The 18,482-nt window shown below is 23.0% G+C and carries 13 protein-coding genes; 12 read left to right on the top strand and 1 reads right to left on the bottom strand.

Annotated elements, in window-relative coordinates; genetic code table 4:
* The first annotated feature begins 2 nt into the window (after positions 1-2).
* The 10 genes from parC to deoC all read left to right on the top strand — a co-directional run bounded on the left by parC (position 3) and on the right by deoC (position 13,769).
* Positions 3-2,660 carry a DNA topoisomerase IV subunit A gene (parC, locus tag STURON_RS02095; RefSeq protein WP_075048229.1) on the top strand — a complete coding sequence of 886 codons (2,658 nt, stop codon included), beginning with the start codon at positions 3-5 and terminating at the stop codon, positions 2,658-2,660.
* 71 nt (positions 2,661-2,731) lie between these two features.
* Positions 2,732-3,625 (top strand): hypothetical protein, encoded by an 894-nt coding sequence (locus STURON_RS02100; RefSeq protein ID WP_075048230.1) that lies wholly within the window; start codon positions 2,732-2,734, stop codon positions 3,623-3,625.
* Positions 3,626-3,641: 16 nt separating this feature from the next.
* Positions 3,642-5,867, top strand: coding sequence for an AAA family ATPase (locus tag STURON_RS02105; RefSeq protein WP_075048231.1), 2,226 nt, complete (start codon positions 3,642-3,644; stop codon positions 5,865-5,867).
* 73 nt (positions 5,868-5,940) lie between these two features.
* The gene (gene scm1 / locus STURON_RS02110; RefSeq protein WP_075048232.1) at positions 5,941-7,113 is read left to right on the top strand and encodes a motility-associated protein Scm1; all 1,173 of its coding nucleotides are present in this window, start codon (positions 5,941-5,943) and stop codon (positions 7,111-7,113) included.
* A gap of 453 nt (positions 7,114-7,566) precedes the next feature.
* Complete coding sequence (locus tag STURON_RS02115; protein WP_075048233.1) at positions 7,567-9,579, top strand: hypothetical protein; 2,013 nt, start codon at positions 7,567-7,569, stop codon at positions 9,577-9,579.
* A gap of 13 nt (positions 9,580-9,592) precedes the next feature.
* Positions 9,593-10,297 carry an ATP-binding cassette domain-containing protein gene (locus STURON_RS02120; protein ID WP_075048234.1) on the top strand — a complete coding sequence of 235 codons (705 nt, stop codon included), beginning with the start codon at positions 9,593-9,595 and terminating at the stop codon, positions 10,295-10,297.
* Positions 10,298-10,397: 100 nt separating this feature from the next.
* Positions 10,398-11,543: an N-acetylglucosamine-6-phosphate deacetylase gene (gene nagA / locus STURON_RS02125; RefSeq protein ID WP_075048235.1), complete on the top strand. Its 1,146-nt coding sequence runs from the start codon at positions 10,398-10,400 to the stop codon at positions 11,541-11,543.
* Positions 11,530-12,135, top strand: a complete 606-nt coding sequence (locus STURON_RS02130; RefSeq protein WP_075048236.1) for an MFS transporter — start codon at positions 11,530-11,532, stop codon at positions 12,133-12,135. The genes nagA and STURON_RS02130 overlap by 14 nt, the downstream gene beginning before the upstream one ends.
* On the top strand, positions 12,119-13,093 hold the full coding sequence (locus STURON_RS02135) for a Gfo/Idh/MocA family protein (RefSeq protein ID WP_082236171.1): 975 nt from the start codon (positions 12,119-12,121) through the stop codon (positions 13,091-13,093). Before STURON_RS02130 ends, STURON_RS02135 begins: the two co-directional genes overlap by 17 nt.
* A gap of 10 nt (positions 13,094-13,103) precedes the next feature.
* Complete coding sequence (gene deoC / locus STURON_RS02140) at positions 13,104-13,769, top strand: deoxyribose-phosphate aldolase (protein ID WP_075048237.1); 666 nt, start codon at positions 13,104-13,106, stop codon at positions 13,767-13,769.
* A 63-nt stretch (positions 13,770-13,832) separates the two neighbouring features.
* On the opposite strand, the gene STURON_RS02145 is transcribed toward deoC, so the two are convergent.
* The gene (locus tag STURON_RS02145; RefSeq protein WP_075048238.1) at positions 13,833-15,320 is read right to left on the bottom strand and encodes a nicotinamide phosphoribosyltransferase domain-containing protein; all 1,488 of its coding nucleotides are present in this window, start codon (positions 15,318-15,320) and stop codon (positions 13,833-13,835) included.
* Between the two features lie 196 nt (positions 15,321-15,516).
* Here STURON_RS02145 and STURON_RS02150 point away from each other — a divergent pair, with 196 nt between their 5' ends.
* Together STURON_RS02150 and STURON_RS02155 are read left to right on the top strand one after the other, a co-directional pair.
* On the top strand, positions 15,517-16,929 hold the full coding sequence (locus STURON_RS02150; protein WP_075048239.1) for a type 1 periplasmic-binding domain-containing protein: 1,413 nt from the start codon (positions 15,517-15,519) through the stop codon (positions 16,927-16,929).
* Between the two features lie 19 nt (positions 16,930-16,948).
* Positions 16,949-18,481: an ABC transporter ATP-binding protein gene (locus STURON_RS02155; RefSeq protein ID WP_075048240.1), complete on the top strand. Its 1,533-nt coding sequence runs from the start codon at positions 16,949-16,951 to the stop codon at positions 18,479-18,481.
* Position 18,482: the final 1 nt, after the last annotated feature.

The raw sequence follows: 18,482 nt of genomic DNA on the forward strand, positions 1-18,482 counted from the left end.
TAATGTCAGATAATAACAAAAATGGTATTATAAATTATTCACTTGAAGATTTAATGAGTGAAAGATTTGGTAGATATGCAAAATATATTATACAAGAAAGAGCATTACCAGATGTTAGAGATGGATTAAAGCCTGTTCAAAGACGTATATTATTTACAATGAACGAAATAAATTTGACTCATGATAAAGCATATAAAAAATCTGCTCGTATTGTTGGTGATGTAATTGGTAAATATCACCCACATGGAGATACATCAGTATATGAAGCATTAGTTAGAATGTCACAAGACTGAAAATTAAATATGCCATTGGTTGATATGCAAGGTAATAATGGTTCAATTGACGGTGATGGTGCTGCTGCAATGCGTTATACTGAGTCAAGATTATCAAAAATTACAAGTGTACTTTTAGAAGATCTACAAAAAAACACTGTATTATTTGCACCTAATTATGATGATTCTGAAAAAGAACCTACTGTTTTACCTGGTTACTTTCCTAATATTTTAATTAACGGGTCAACTGGTATAGCAGCAGGTTATGCAACAAATATGCCTCCGCATAATTTAGGCGAAATAATAGATGCAACAATACATCTAGTTAAAAAACCTAAATCTACATTTAATGAGTTATCTAAAATTGTTAAAGGACCTGATTTCCCTACAGGTGGAATTGCAATGGGTCGTGAAGGTATTGAGAGTGCATTCTTAACAGGTAAAGGAAGAGTTATTATACAGTCAAGAATAACTAGAGAAGATGACAAAATAGTTATTGATCAAATTCCTTATGAAGTTGTAAAACAAGATCTTGTTAGAAAAATTGGTGAAGTTGTAGAATTAAATCCCCAACTTGATGTAAAAGAAGTTAGAGATGAAACAGATAGGGATGGGTTGAGAATAGTTGTTGAATTAAACCCAGATGCTGATTATGAATTAATTAGAAAGTTTTTATTAAAGAACACTGCGTTGCAAGTTTCTTATAATTATAACAATGTTGTAATTGTTGACAAACAACCTAAACAACTTGGTCTTATAGATATTATAAAAGCTTATATTAAACATTATAAAGATGTATTTTTAAAAAAGACTAAATTCGATTTAGATAAGTCAGAAAAAAGATTAGAAATAATTGAAGGTTTAGTAAAAGCTATATCAATATTAGATGAAGTAATTCAAATAATTAGAAATTCTTCAAACAGAAGTGATGCTATATTAAATTTAATTAATAAATATCAATTTACTGAAAATCAAGCTGTTGCAATTGTTGATTTAAGATTGTATAGATTAACTTCAACTGATATTGTAAAACTTAATGAAGAAAAAGATTTATTGAACTCTTTAATATCAAAATTAAAATCAATTATTAATGATGAAGGAGTTTTAAACAACGAAATTATTTCAAAGTTAAGTGATTTTAAAAAAGAATTTAGTATACCAAGACGAACTAAAATTGTTGATGAAGTTGAAAATATAGATGTTGAGTTGAAAAAAACAATAGTGGAAAAAGATTATACAATTTGAGTTTCTCAAGATGGTTATTTAAAAGCTATCGAAGATTCACAACTTGGTAAGTTCCCAATTGCTGATTTTAAACGTAAACCAAATGATATTTGAGTTGCTCAGTTCCCAGCATCAAGTCTAGACTTTATATTATTAGTTTCAAGTGCAGGAACATACTTCTCAATTCCAGTTTATAAAATTAATCCAAGCAAATGAAAAGAAATTGGAATGCATTTAAATGAAGTTGCAACAATAGCAGGTCATGAAAAAATATTAGCAGCATTCGTAGTTAAGAAGTTTGAAAATGCAAAACAAGAAATTTTGTTAGCTTCTAAAAAAGGTATGATTAAGCGTACACCAATTGAAGATTTAGAAACTAAAATGTTTTCTAAAGCATTTAGAATTATGAAACTTCAAGATGGAGATGAATTAGTTTCAGCATCATTAGTTACATCAAAAACTAGATTTGTTACAATGGTTACAAATAATGGTTACTCAGTAAGATATGATATTTCTGAAATTCCAAGTGCAGGTCAAAATGCAAAAGGTGTTAAGTCAACTGTTGTGAAAGATGATGATATAATTGCTGGTAAAGCTTTTGATGAAAAAGGAGATATTTTAATTCTAACAAACAAAGGTAATGTTAAAAAAATTAAACAAGAACTAGTGCCTTTAATGAATAGACCAAAACGTGGAGTAAGATTATATCCTTGAAATAAAAAACGAGATGAGTTTGCAACATTTTTATACAACGTTCAAGATAAAGATATTCTTAATATTTTAGATGATGAAGATAATTTAACACAATTAAATATAAAATCATTCAAATATGCTGATTTAGAAGATGTTCCTGAAGATTTGGACATGACAAGTATTATCACCACAACTTTAGAAAAATCATTTGTAGTAAAAAATGGTGATATTCCAATTCCACCAAAATCTAATGATGATGACTCTAACAATAACAACGACAATAACAACAACACAGGCAAAAAAAATACTGATTTAAAGGACAATAAAAAAGTAATAAAACCAAAGTCTGATAATAAAATTATTTTTAATGAAGACAAGAATAATAATGAAAACATTAAATTAAAAGATGAAAATAAAAGTGAAGATATGGTAACAGAAGAATTGAAAATTGATATTGACGACCTATTATAACTTTTATTTTTTTTAATTATATTTAATAATATAATTAATTTAAATTCATTTATTATAAGAGAGAGATTAATATGATAATTCAAATAATTGGACAACCATTTTCTGGTAAAACTTCATTAGCAAAATATATTGCAAAAAAATTAGAGATTAAATATTTTAATGCAGAGAATTTATATTATAATGAGTATAGAAAAGTTTCTGATTCTTATTCTGATATAATTACCAATTGTAATGATTTTGTAGTAGATGGTTCAATTAGTTGATTTCTAAAAAGTGGTTTTTATAAAAGAGATTTACTTATATGATTAGAGTTAGATGAGTATGATAGATTTGAAAGAGCAAATAATCTAGAAATGCAAATAGATTTTTTAAAATTAACAAAACCAGAACATTATTATAAATATAATAATGAGTACTTTGACTTGTCTAGAAATGAATATGAAAGAATAAAGTTATTTAACTTGTTATACATGGAGTTTGAGATAGCTGATTCTAAAAAAATAATAATTGACAGTAGCATTTCTGTAAGAGAACAATTTAAAATTGTAATAGATCTTATGTTAGAAAAAGATAAAAGAAATTATTTAAAAGGTAATGTAGATTTGTTTAAGGTTTATGATAATAAAATAAAAAATATTATTACAAACATTAATAAAACTTTAAAAATAAATAAAAAACTTAATGTAAAGCATTTAAAACAGTATAGTAGACAAAGAATTAAATATGAGAAAATTATTTCAAATGACAAATATCAGGTTTATAAAATTGACTTTAAATCAAACTTTAAAAAAAATAATTTAAAAACTATAAAAGAAGGTTCTATTAATTCTAAAGTTTATAAAAAAGATTTTAAAATAAATAAACAAGTTAGTTCATTATATAATTTCGATAAATTAATTGAAGATTCAAAATTTATTAAAAACATGATTAACATATTAAAAAAACAATCTGTAAAAATTAAATAATATATTTAGGAGTAATATGAAAAAGTTCAAAGGCAAGATATATAAATATATTTATACTACTGATTCAGGTTGAGGTGTTGTATTATTTAATCTTTTAGATAATCCAAAAAAAGTTTTAAAACTTGTTGGAAATGTATCTAATTTAAATAAAGATTATATTTATGAAATCGAAGTTGAACAATTTGAAGATAAACTAAGAAATGAAATTAATTTTAAGTTAATAAATTTTAAAAATATAAAAGATTTTAAAGAACAAGATATTACAAGTCTAATTAAATATTTATCTTCTCCCTTGTTTCCAACAATTGGTAAAAGACTTGCAGAAAATATTGTTAAATATTTTAAGGATGATGTTTTGAACAAAATTATTAATAACAAAGAAGAATTGATGAATATAAGTGGGATGACAATTGAAAAATCATTAATATTATATAAAAATGTATTTGAATTAAAAAATAATATACTCGACTTTTTTATTGAAAATAATTTAAGTTTAGATATTTACAATAAGTTACTAAGAAAACTTAATGGTGACACAAAATTATTTGAGAACTTTTTAAAAAGTGATTTTTATAGTTTTGCAAATAAAAATAAGATATATAATTTTGAGGAAATAGATAAAATTTCATTAGCATTTGGTGAACAAAAAAATAGTGATAGAAGAATAAGTTGAGTAGTTTATAATCTAGTTAATAAAATTTTATTTGCAAGTAGCAACACTTATACGGACATAGACCAAATAAAAAAAGAATTATATAAGACTACTTACATTGATATTAACTATCCATTTCAAAGTATCATCAATAATTTATTATATGCAAAAGAAAATAATATTTTATATTTCAAAGATAAAAAAATATATACAAAAGAAAGTTATGAAGATGAATTGTATATCTCTAAAAAAATGTTTGAAATTAAAAACTTAGTTCCAGAAATAAAATATAGTGATAATGAAATAACTAAAAAAATTAATCTTGTTGAATTATATTTTAGAGAAATAAAAAAAGATGATACTTTTAAGTTTAATGAAGAACAACTACATTCTTTAAAAAGTTTTGTTAATAATAATGTTTTAATAATAACTGGTGGTCCTGGAACAGGAAAAACAACTATTATTACAGCAATAATTAAGTTATATGAATTATTATATAATAAAAAAAATGATGATTATGCAATCTTAGCACCAACAGGTAGAGCTGCTTCAAGAATCAAAGAAGACTTTAGCGATCTTACAACTTCTACAATTCATAAGTTTTTAAAATATACAGGCGAAGACAATTTTGAAATTAATATTCAAAACCAAGTTTCAAAGAGTTTATTAATAATAGATGAATCTTCTATTCTTGGAAATCATCTTTTTTCTAATTTATTGAAAGGTATTTCATGTTTAAATAAATTAGTTTTAATTGGTGATATTAAACAACTACCTAGTGTTGATTATGGAAACTTATATGAAGACTTAATTAACTCAAAATTATTTACTACAGAGTATCTTATTACAAACAATAGACAATCAAGTGATAATGATATTCCTAAGTTAGCAAATTCATTATGAGATGGAAATGAATTAGAATTAAATGATTTAAAAAATGTTATATTTGATTACTCTGAATCTCAAAATTTACTAATAGATAAAATAAAATTTTATTATGAAAAGTTTAATACTAATAACCTAATGGAATCTATAACTAAAGTACAAATTATTTCACCAATGTATAAAGAAGAGTTTGGAATTAATAATTTAAATAACATAATACAAAATCATTTAATTAAATCAAGTAAATTTTCTCTTAAAAAAGGTAATATAAGTTTTAAACAAAATGACAAAATTATATTCACTGAAAATAATGCTAAATTATCATTGTTTAATGGTGATGTTGGAATTATAGAAAGTATTTATAAAGATAAAGAAGAGTATAAAATGCGTTTAAAGTTTTTAGATAGAGATATCATAATTGGTAAAGAAGTTTTAAAAAATATAGATTTAAGTTATGCTTGCTCCATTCATAAAACGCAAGGTAGTGAATATGAAAATGTAATAATAATTTTAGATCAAACAAATAAATATACTAATTTTTTTGTTGATAAAAGGATGCTTTATACAGCAATAACTCGAGCAAAGAAGAACCTAGTTATATTATCTACAAAAGAAACATTTATGAAATGTTCAAGCTTTTTAAAAGAGTCAAGAAAAACTACTCTTGTAGATAATTTATTAAATATTTTTAAAAATAAGGAATAATTATTTATCATTTAAATTTATCATTAAAAAATGTAAAATAATATATATTGGTTTTGTTTTGAAAGGTATATATATGAAACAAAAAGGAATAATAACAATTTTAATAGTATTTTCAATCTTATTTATATCTACATTAATTGTAGGTTTATCATTTAATCCATTAATTAATGTTAATCAAGAATTATTAAATTCTAATATTAATGAAAAAGCAGGTAACAATATTTCTAATTCTTTTGACTTAGCTTACTTTATATTTGGTTACAAAGGCTTTCTTTCAATACTTAGAGAAAATTCTTTTAACTTTATTATATTTTCATTATTTTGAGTTTTTCTTCTTCCTACTTTCTTTTCATTCTTTATACTGTTTCTTTCAGTTTATTTATTTACTGTAGTAATAAATAATATTAGAAGAGAATACAAATATAAAACTGCTAAAGCGGTTGGTAAAAATGGAATGTATATAACTTTTTTCATTTTTATATTGTTTGTTATAATCACAATTTCCTTATTTTCTGTATTAGATTCAAGTTTTAAAAAAGTAGATAATTTAAAAAATATTTTTAATGATAGCTTCTATGACTCATTTTCAGTAATCTCACTTTTAAAAGTCTTAGCAAATTGTAAATTATTTAATATTAATAATGAAAGTGTTGGTGACTTATTGGGTCAAGATTTCAACTACTCTTTATTAACAACATCACTAGTATTTGGAGTTATTTTTTTACCATTAATCGGTATATCATTAATTATTTTTACATCAATTTGAATTGCTACTTTTGTATCAGTTAGAAACAGTAGTCACTCTAAATTTAGAATGTGATTAAGAAATATTAGAATAGATTCAAAAAGAGAGTTTTACTCTTTAATATTAAAAAATATTTGATTATGACTTGTTACATCAGCTTTTTTAATAACTATTATAATACCAGGACTAGTTCACCCTTATAAAAATAGTTTTCAAATAACTTTAGCAATAATTTCAATATTATGTATCCCTCTAGTTTTCATACCTTTAATAATTGGTATGACTAGAATTGTTAAAATTAGAAGATTTAATTATAACTTATTAATGTTTATTCAAATAATGGTTTTAATTATTACAGTAATAAGTTTTCAACTTACAATTTGAGTATTATTTAAAGATGAAATTCAAGTGCATTCATCTGTTTCTTCATTAATACCATTTATCACAATTTCTTTATCTATATTTGCAGAATTCGGATTTATAAAATTACAAAAAAGATAATCTTTCTGATATTTAACTTTTAATTATAAATTTTTATAACTATTATTTATTTAAATAATGTATTTATTAATAATATAATCTTTTAAATTAAATTTTTAAAAATATTAAGCAAACCTAACTATAAATTTTAAAAAACTTTATTTTTAATTTTAAAATAAAACTTTTTTTATTTTATTGATAAAATTTTATAATAAATATACATAATTAATATATATTTTGGTTTTATATATATTAAATGTATCTAATGTAATTAGCATTTATAACTAAATTTTATAATTTATCCTTTTGTATTTTTTATAATAACTTTTTCAATTATCTAAAATTAAATTTATCTCTAACATAATATATATTTTAATAAGTTACATAACAAAGTAAAAAAATATTTTATATAAATAAAAAGTTTTTTATACTAAAAAAACTTATATGTTGGTATAATTTTAAAGAGGAAAAAAAATGGCAAATTTAATAAAGTGTAATTTAATAATTAATATTAAAAGCAAACTGTATTTAATTTTTCTTATATTAATAATTTTAACAAATTTAGTTTCTTATTCTTTATTATTATTTATTGGTAAAGATGAAGAAGTGAGTAGAAAAATAAATAGCTTGCAAATTACTTTTTATTTTGAACTGATTAATATAATTTTTATTACAATTTTAACGATAATAATTAACAACAAGATTTTTTATTCATCTTTAAGAAATGGCGAGACCAACATGGAAATTATAAGTGGTTATTCCAAAAACAAGATATGATTTTCTAAGTACTTAAGTAGCAAAATTTTTATAATAGTACCAATATTGATAGAATGAATATTAGTTAATATACTATTATCTTTTTATGATGTAGAATATCAGCCATATTTAATTTCACAAAAAGTATTTTTTTGAATATTTTTAATCTTTATAACATTTATTTTAGATTTAGTTTATCAAATAGCATTGTGTTTTATTAAACAAGAATCTTTTATAACTATTCTTGTATTTCTAACTGCATTATTATTTTGTGTATTACTTATTTTAAATCTTTTAACAAAAAAAGACGATATAAGTGGTATAGGTAAGGTAAAAATGAATACGGCCTATAGAAAAATAAATGTTGTATTGGATAATTTTAATAATTTATCTAATAAAACTAATGTTAGTGAAACTCAAAAATCTATTTTAGACTTAAAAACAGAAATATACATAAAAAATAACTTTGGAAATTATACTAAACTAAATGCAACCGACTTTAGTGATAATTTTATTGCAGATAATGCAGATAATAACCTAATTAAACTAGTTCTCGATGACTTAGAGATTATAAAAAATAATAAAAATGAGTTTAATATGAATTTTAATGAATTAAATAATTTAAATTGAAGAGAAGTAGTTATAAAAAATGTTAATATATTAGAAACTTTATATAAAGTTACAAACGATAATTTTTATAAATTATTATTGGATAATTATAATATTAGATTTGATTATGAAAATATAAGTAGATCAAATCAAAGTTTTATATACTCAATAAAAGATTATAGTTTTGATAAAGAAGTACAAAACTATAACACAATTAAAAATAATCCAGAAATTGCAATTTTAATTAATATGTACTTATGTATATTTGAAGAATTTTATAATATAAACGATGAATTAAACTATAATGATGATATTTATGAAATTTATATTCAACAAAACGATGTAAATGAAGCATATTTTAGTGAAGCACGATTCAATTTTTTAAATCAACTATCTGTAATGTTATATGGATATAAAGATGAACGATTTGATTATGTAATTGCAAATCAATCTTTTGGACCTAAAAGTAACTTAAAATATGATAGACAAGTAAATGATATTGAAAGTTTAAAAAGATATAGAAAAAATAATTATAGTGTAGAATATAATCTTTTTACTAATATGAATTCAAATTATAAGATAAGGTCATCAATTTTTAATGATAAAGAATGATATAAAAAAGTTAATCTAGATGAATTGATTAAAGTTTCTAATGCAATGATTTTAAATAAAAACCCATTAACACCATTAAATTCAAAAAAATGAGATTTATATTTTGATATAGAACCATTAAACAAAGAACCAGAAGCTTCACCACCTTCATGATGCAAGACAGAAGTAGTAAAATCTATAAAAGATGTTTATAACAATTCTCGATACTTCGGCTGTAGTATAAAAAATGCTTATATATCAAATTATACTAGTGGAGAAAATTACCCAACTCCAAGTAGTAGTGACTTGTTATTATTTTCAAAAGATAAAAAAACAGGATTTATGGCTAATGAATCACTTATTGACAATAATTATAATATTGATATTTTTAGTGATAATTATTTTTCACAGAATAATAAAGGTTTTATTCTGAACTACTATTCTCTAATGATTCCTTGATTATTAATATCAATTTTACTAGATGTAAATACCTTCTTTATATTTAAATACAGATTCGAACATATGTGATAGGATAAGTGATAATATGATTAAATTGATTAACGTACAAAAAAAAGTTAAAAATAAAATAATTTTAAATAATATTAATTTAGAAGTTAATAAAAATGATATTATTGGAATCGTTGGAGAAAATGGTAGCGGTAAATCTACATTATTAAAAACCATTTTAGGTTTAAAACAAGCAACTAAAGGTGAAATCATTTATAATGAAAAAAGTTTTAGTTATTTTCCTGATGTTAATAATATGATTACAAGTTTGATTCCTTTAGATTTAATTAGCCATTATTGTTATATAAATAATATTAAATTTAAAGAAATAAAAAAAAGATATGATTTTTTGATCAATGAACTAAATTTAAATAGTTTAATTAAAACGAATATGAAAAATTTAAGTACGGGAGAAAAGAAAAGAATTTATATGTTAATTATATTATTAATTAAAAAAAGTACATTTTTCTTTGATGAACCTACTGATAATTTAGATAAAGAGTATAATAAAATATTTGATTCTATACTTGAAGATTTGATATTAAAAGATAGTACAATAGTAGTTGTATCACATTCTTATGACTTTTTAGAAAAGTTTATAAATAAATTAATAGTATTGAATGAAGGAAAAATAATTTATAATGACAAGTTTAACAAAGGTGACAATATAAAAAATATTTTACTTAACTTAAAAAATAAAAGTATAGAAGTTAATCAACAAAGCAGCTTAGTGAATTGATAAAGATTATTATATATTGCATTATAATTAATGCAATTTTTTTTCTTTTTTTATTATTAATCTAGTAATTTAAATTAAAATATATTTATCGGAGGCGAATCAAATGATTTTAAAAAATGCAAAAATAGTTTTAGAAAATAATATTATTATTGGATGATTAGAAATAGAAAATAATATTATAAAATCTATAAATGAAGGAAGCACTGATTTAGATGGTATTAATTTAAATGAAAATTGAATTTTACCAGGGTTTATTGATTGTCATGTTCATGGGGGATATGGTGTTGATTTTGAAACTGGTTCATTAGAAAGTTATAAACTTTTTTCAAATAAAGTTGTTAGAGAAGGGATAACATCATATGTTCAAGGTAGTGTAACTAATTCATTAGAATCTAATTTAATGTTTATGTCAGAATTTAAAAAATTTATGAATTTAAATTATAAAGATGGAGCAAAGTGTTTAGGAATACATTTAGAAGGGCCTTTTATTTCACCAGATAAAAAAGGTGCTCATGAGTTATCATTACTTGAGAAACCAAATATTCAAACATTACAAAAACTTATAGAAGCATCAGGAAATAATATTAAAATTGTAACTTATGCTCCAGATCTTCAAGATGGTTCTTTCACAAAATATATGTTGGAAAATAATATTATACCAAGTGTTGGACACACTAATATAAGTTTTTCAGATTGTGAGAGAGATTATGAAATTGGTTTCAGACATATTACTCATTTATTTAATGGAATGAGTGGAGTGTCACAATATGAGCCAGGATTAGCAATGTTTTCATTATATAAAGATGATATACTTTGTGAAGTTATATCTGATGGGATACATATTAATCCCGATACTTTAAAATTTATTTATAAAGTTAAAGGCCCAAATTCAATTTGTATAATTACTGATGCTATGAATGCAAAAGGATTAGATGATGGAGAATATAAACTAGGTAACTTAGAAGTTATTAAAAAAGGTATGAAAGTTTCATTAAAATCAAGTGGCGTACTTGCAGGTGCTGGTGCAACATATGATCACAATGTTAGAACTTTTTATAGCGCTATTGATAATTTAAGCATGACAAACTTAATTAAAATGACTTCAATTAATATTGCTAAACAGCTTAATATATTTGATAAAACTGGAAGTATAGAAGTAAATAAAATTGCTGATTTAGTTATATTAGATCAAAACTTAAATGTCAAAAAAACAATTGTTGAAGGAAAAATATTATATGAATCAAAATAATAAAGTTAACCCAAAAACATTTATTATAGTTAAATTTTTGTTCACAATAGGTTTCATATTAATTTATTCAACTTCATTAGTTTTGTTATTAAAAACTATAAAAGAACAAAAATTAAGTACTGAGGTTTTTTTAACAAATAAAAACTTTTTTACTATAAATTTTTTTATTTTATTTTTATCACTAACATCATTTTTGGCATTTTATTTTATACGTTTAAATATAAAAAAGAAGTTAAATTATAAGTTTAATAATAAAGAAATTATTTATAATTGACTTATTTTTATTTCAATTTCAATTTCAATTCTTTTAGCTTTATTTGTATCAACAAGTGTATTAATTAGTAATATAAATCATTTCATTGCATCAATTGTAATAATGATTATTCAGATTCTCTTTGGTGTAATATGTTCTATATTAGAAGGCATAAGTAGATTAAAAGAACAACAACTTGCAAATAATAGTTGATTTGAAAATACTGAAGTTATTAAAAAAAACAACAAATCAGATAATGACAAAGAAAACATTAGTAAAATAAATAAAGTAAAAGATAATTTTAATCCTTTCAAGGAAGTAGATGATAATAATGATTAGGTTTGGTACAATAGGGACATCAAAAATTGTTAATGATTTTATTGAAGCAAGTTTAAAGAGTAATCAGTTAAAAGTAACTTGTTGTTACTCAAGAGATAAAACAAAAGCAAGAAATTTAATCAATAAATTTTCTATTTATGCAGTTGCCACCGATAAGTTTGACATTTTAATTGATGAAGCAGATGCAATTTATATTGCTTCGCCAAATGGGTTACATTATGAACAAGCTAAGTATTTTTTATCTCAGCAAAAGCATGTTTTACTTGAAAAACCTTTAACATTAGATTTTAAACAAGCTGAAGAATTATTTGAAATAGCTATAAAAAATGGTGTTGTACTAATGGAAGCTTATAAGACAATACATTTACCACAGTTTAAACATTTACTTGATTTTACAAATAGTTATCAACCATTTATGATTAATTTGAATTTAAATAAAGTTACTTCGCGTATAAAAAATCTAAAGAATAGAATAATAGATAATATATTTGATTATGAATTGGGTAGAGGTTCAACATATGATTTATTAATCTATCCAGTAGAGCTAAGTGTTGCATTATTTGGTAAGGTAGAATCAGTAAAAGCATTTGGTCAAAAGCTAGAGAATAAAAGTGGTTTAACTGATTGTGTTATTATAAAACATCAAAGTGGTGTTATTTCTAATATTACTTGCAGTAAAGTAACCAATGGAATAATTGAAAATGAAATATTATCTGATGGTTTGACTATGACTTTTAAAGATCTTATAAATTTAAAAAGTATAAGCATACACAAACATAACGACCCAAATATAAATGAATTAAACTATGAAGTTTTAGAAAATAATCTTGTTTATGAAATGTTAGTATTTACTAAAATGATTGAAACAAATGATTATGCTTTAAGAGATTATTTAATGAATATCTCGTTAGAAGCATTAAAAACATTAAATATCATAGAAAAAGAGCAAAATCAATAAAGGAGAATTTATGAATAAATTAAGTAGCTACATTGATCATACATTATTAAAACCAGAAGCAACTTCTGATGATATTAAAAAATTATGTAAAGAAGCAATAGATAATAATTTTGCAACAGTTTGTGTAAACCCATTTAGAGTTAAAGAAGCAAAAAAATACTTAGAAGGTTCAAATGTAGGTATTACAACAGTTGTTGGATTTCCATTAGGTGCTAATTTAACAGAGGTCAAAGTTTTAGAAACAACATTGGCAATAAATGAAGGAGCATCAGAAATTGATATGGTAGTTAATATTGGTGCCATAAAAGATAAAAACTGGGAATATGTTTTAAACGATATGAAACAAGTTAAATTAGTATCTAAAACAAATATTGTTAAAGTTATTTTAGAAAACTGTTTGCTTGATAAAGAAGAGATTGAAAAAGTTTGTAAACTTGCTATTGAAGCAGGATTAGACTTTGTAAAAACATCAACAGGATTTTCTAAAAGTGGAGCAACTTTTGAAGATGTAAAATTTATGAAAAAAGTTGTAGGGGATAATTGTAAAGTTAAAGCCGCAGGTGGTGTTAGAACAACTTTTGACGCTTTAGAAATGATAAAAAACGGGGCAGATAGACTTGGTACTAGTGGAGGAGTTAATATTGTCAATGGTGATTTAAATAAATCTGATTATTAATTAAATGAAAAATTGAAATATGTTATAAATATAAAAATGACACTTAAACAAGTGTCATTTTTATTAAAACAATCATTTTAGTAATTCTTTTTTTTCATTTGGTAATGAAGCTTTTCACTCTAAAATTGATAAGTTTTCTATTATATTGATCTCAATATCATTTTCAATATTAGTGAACTCAAATTTAATTAATCCTTTTCTTGAGTTTTTTAAGGATTCTTTATAAGGTTGTTTTTGCATAACAACATTTTTATTTTCTATTTTACCAAAAGTTACTTTTTGAGCAATACTTAATGAATCTCTTCGTATGCTTCAAGAATAGTTATGTGAACCAATTCCAAAGTTTACATTGCTAGATGCATAACCTAATCTGGTTAGATTATCTAATAGATCTTTTGCTTTTTTAAAACTTATGTTATCCCCAAAAATTAATCCAATTTTATCATTTAAAACTTTATATCCTTTTGAATTTATTTTATGACCAAATAAATTATCAATAAACTTTATTATTCCTATTTTTTCGCTTTCAAATTTAGAATCATCATCTTTATTATTACCGATTATTAGTTCAATAGGATTAAGAGAATCTGGTCGAATTACCAATTTACCATTCCTTTGCAGTATTTTATCTTTTAATCTTGGTAAATAAACTTCTAAAACATTAAATATGTTTCAAGTGTCACTAACAATTGATAATATTCCAGTAGGGTATAAATCTAATAATCTCTCATAGGTTTCAAACTCTTTATCTTTTGAACCTGCAGACATAACTGAATGTTCGGTAGCAAAAACGCTTGTACCAATTACTTTATTTTTTTTGTTTATAAAACAATCTAAATATTTTGAAAGTTCTTTTATACTTGGTAAGTTATCACTTCCTATAAAATTCATTAAGTGACCAATCCCAGTTTTTATTGAACCATAATTTGTACATATACCTCTTTGTGAAAAGTCATGAAATTGATATGGTATATGTTCATCATTTTCACAAGTAAAAGATGAGTATTTTTTTGCAAGTTTTTTAAATTGTAAACTAACATTTCCAGAAGTTATTATTGGTCAAATTTCACTTATTAATCAAGTTTCAATAAAACCAACTAATCAATAAAATCTCGGATTTGTATTTCAAATAAATACAAGAGGAGTATTTTCAGTAACTTTTATTTTTTTATTAAATTGCTTTTCAAAGTACTCTAAAGTTATAAAGTCTATTGGTAGTTTTTTTAGATTAGTATGCATATATTCGAAATCAGAAATCATTGAATCTGTGTATCTTATATTAGTATAATTGTTTAAATCATTAATTTCATCTAATATGTCTGTTCAATTTTTTGTAAAAAAATTTTCTTCTCATTCCTCAATTAACTTTTTGAAAGTGTAATCAATACCATAAGAATAAATATATTCAATTTTTTCATCATCAATATTAAATTCCTTTTCAAATGCTTTGAAACTTCTAGTAGTTATATTTGCAAAAAGAAACGTTGTTTTTTCTGGATATTGATCTTTATGATCTAATTTATAACTATCAGTTTTAAATAAACTTATCATTTTATTCTCCATTCATTTAAATATATTTTAAACTAAAAAGGTTTTATTTATATAGATAAGTAATCACTTTATTAGATAATAAAAATATGTACATTTTATAAAGAATAACTAATTGATAAAACAAAACTATAGTTTTAGTTAATTGATTATCTTTATTTAAGTTGTATAATAGTAAAAGAAATGAAAGAGAATAAATATGAAAAAATTAATTAGTTTTTTAATGGTTGCAACAATAATTACTCAACCAATAAGTCATATTTTATCTTGTGGCACAAACAATATGTATAGTGAAATTTGAATGATTGCAAATGATGGTTATCATGATGATAAGTCTTTTACTGAGTATGTTTATAAAGGTGCAGATGATTTTGTAAAAAAAATTATAGGTTTGTCTGATTATGATGCTGCATATTCTGAAATGGGTGAAATTGGTGAAGCATCATTAAAAACTGGATATGAAAATGCAGTAGCTGGTGGGGCTAAAACTCTAGTTCTTTCTGGCTATTCACATGATGTTGTTGCAAAAGGTTATTTTGAAGAAGTTATTAAAAAAGTTAATGGTTCTGCTGTAATAATTGATAATAAAACTTATAAAGAATGAACTTCAACTGTCGGGATTCAATATCGAGCTGAAATATCTGGATTTTATGCTGGTTTATCATCAATAATATGATCAATTATAAATGGTAATTATAAAGAATTTGAAGATCATAAAGAACTTGGGTTAGCAACTTTTGGTGGTTTATTACCAGGAAATGAAAATAGTGTGATAAATTTCATGGCTGGTTTTTTAACTTCAGTTGATGTTTGAAATGAAATCCAATCAAATAAAGAATATTCTAATTTAAAAAATAACATTTTATCACTTGATCAAGATAATGCTCTTTCATCTTGATTTAGTAACAAAAGTAATTCTGTAAAAAGAACTCAAAATGATCCTAAAAGTGATAATGATTCTATTTGACAGTCAGGTTCATATACTGCTGGTAAAGGTAAGGATTTATCAAATACGTTAATAAATAATGGAGCTAATATATTATTGCCCGTTGCTGGACCTCAAACTGAAGATGCATTATCAATTTTAAAGAATGATCCATCAAAAAAATGTAAATTAATTGGTGTTGATATTGATGTTTCAAACATTTATACTTCTTATGAAAATTTAATTTTGACTTCAGCTACAAAGGAGTTAACAGAAGGCGGAATTATAGGTATTGGTCATACTCAAGCATACAAAGATAATGCCGAATATCAAGACAAGGTTGCAAAATATGCAAATGATAAGGACTTAAATGTATATTTATTTGATGAAGCTACTAGAAAGTTCTCTGGTGAAAAAGTAAACTTTGATTCAGAAAAAGGTAAAAGTTGACAAGGAAAAACTGCATGGCTAAGTGGTGATGCTTCATCTGGCAATAATAATCTAATTTCAGATGATATAATGAATAAAATAAAACTTGTTTTTTCTAAAGATTTATTGTTAGGAATGTCTAATTTTTATTATGAAAATTCAATGTTTAATGTAAATAAAAAAGCTTATGAATTATTGGAACATAGTTTTACTGAAAAAATGAGTTCAAAAGTATTAGAAAGTTTAAAAAATAGTTAAAATTTTTGAAAGGTTTGTAATGAGTAAAGAATTAGCAGTTGAAATGTTAAATATTTCAATGAAATTTAATGAGAAAACTTATGCTAATAAAAATGTAAATTTCTCAGTTTTAAAAGGAGAAGTTCATGCATTAGTTGGTGAAAATGGTGCTGGAAAATCAACTTTATTGTCTGTTCTTTTTGGTATTTATGAACCAACATTTGGAGAAATTAAAATAAATGGTATACAACAAAATATTTCAAACCCAATAGTTGCAAATAGTTTAAAAATAGGTATGGTGCATCAACATTTTCATTTTGTTGAAATATTTAAATTATGAGAAAATATCTCACTAGGTGCTGAAATTAAAAAATTAAAACTTTTTAATAATAAAAAACAAATAATAAAAAAAATTAGCATAATAATGAAAGAAAATGACTTAACTCTAAATTTAAATAAACTAGCTAAAAACGCTTCTGTAGGAGAATTACAAAAAGCTGAAATTTTAAAATTATTATATAGAGATTCTGAAATACTAATCTTTGATGAACCAACTGCTGTTTTAACACCATTAGAAATAGAAGGGTTTTTAAATGTTTTAAAAACTTTAAAAAATAATGGAAAAACAATTATTTTAATTTCACATAAGATGAAAGAAATTGAAAAAGTAGCGGATAGAGCGACTGTAATACGAAAAGGTGAAATAGTTGGAACTTATAATATGAATGAAGTATCTATTGATGATTTATCTGTTAAAATGGTAGGTAGAAATTTAAAAGTAATAAAAAACACTCATAACTTTAAAGGTGAAGAACAAGTATTAAAAATTAACAATATTAATGTAACTAGTATAAACAATAAAAAAATTCAAGCATTAAAAAACTTTTCTTTAGATATTAAAGCTGGTGAAATTCTTGGAATAGCTGGTGTGGAAGGAAATGGGCAATCAGAACTAGCAAATGTAATTTCAGGTCTTCAAAAAGTTAAATCAGGAGAAATATTTATAAAAAACATTAAAATTAATGACAAATCAATTTATTCAAGGTTTCATACTTATAAAATGTCACATATACCACTAGATAGACAAAAACATGGTTTAATTTTAGATTTTAATGTTTTAGAAAATAGTGTGCTTCAAGATATTGGAGAAAAACCATTCTCAAATAAACTTGGTATAATTAATAAATATGAAATAAAAAAACGTGGCTTAAAAATTATAAATAAATATGACGTTAGAGATTCTAATGGTGGATATGCAATTACTAGAAGTTTATCTGGTGGAAACCAGCAAAAACTTATAATAGGAAGAGAATTATCAAGAGAAAGTGACTTCATATTAATATATCAACCAACAAGAGGACTTGATGTAGGTTCAATAGAATTTATTCACTCACAAATTATTGAAGCTAAAAAGAAAAATAAAGCAATTTTATTAATAAGTTATGAACTTTCTGAAATTATAAATTTATCTGATAGGGTTATTGTTATTAATTCAGGAAATGTTGTAGGTGAATTAGTTGGTAATAAAATAAATTATGATTTAATTGGAAAAATGATGATGGGAAATAATTAGT

This window comes from Spiroplasma turonicum (assembly GCF_001262715.1).
Lineage (GTDB): Bacteria > Bacillota_I > Bacilli_A > Mycoplasmatales > Mycoplasmataceae > Spiroplasma_A > Spiroplasma_A turonicum.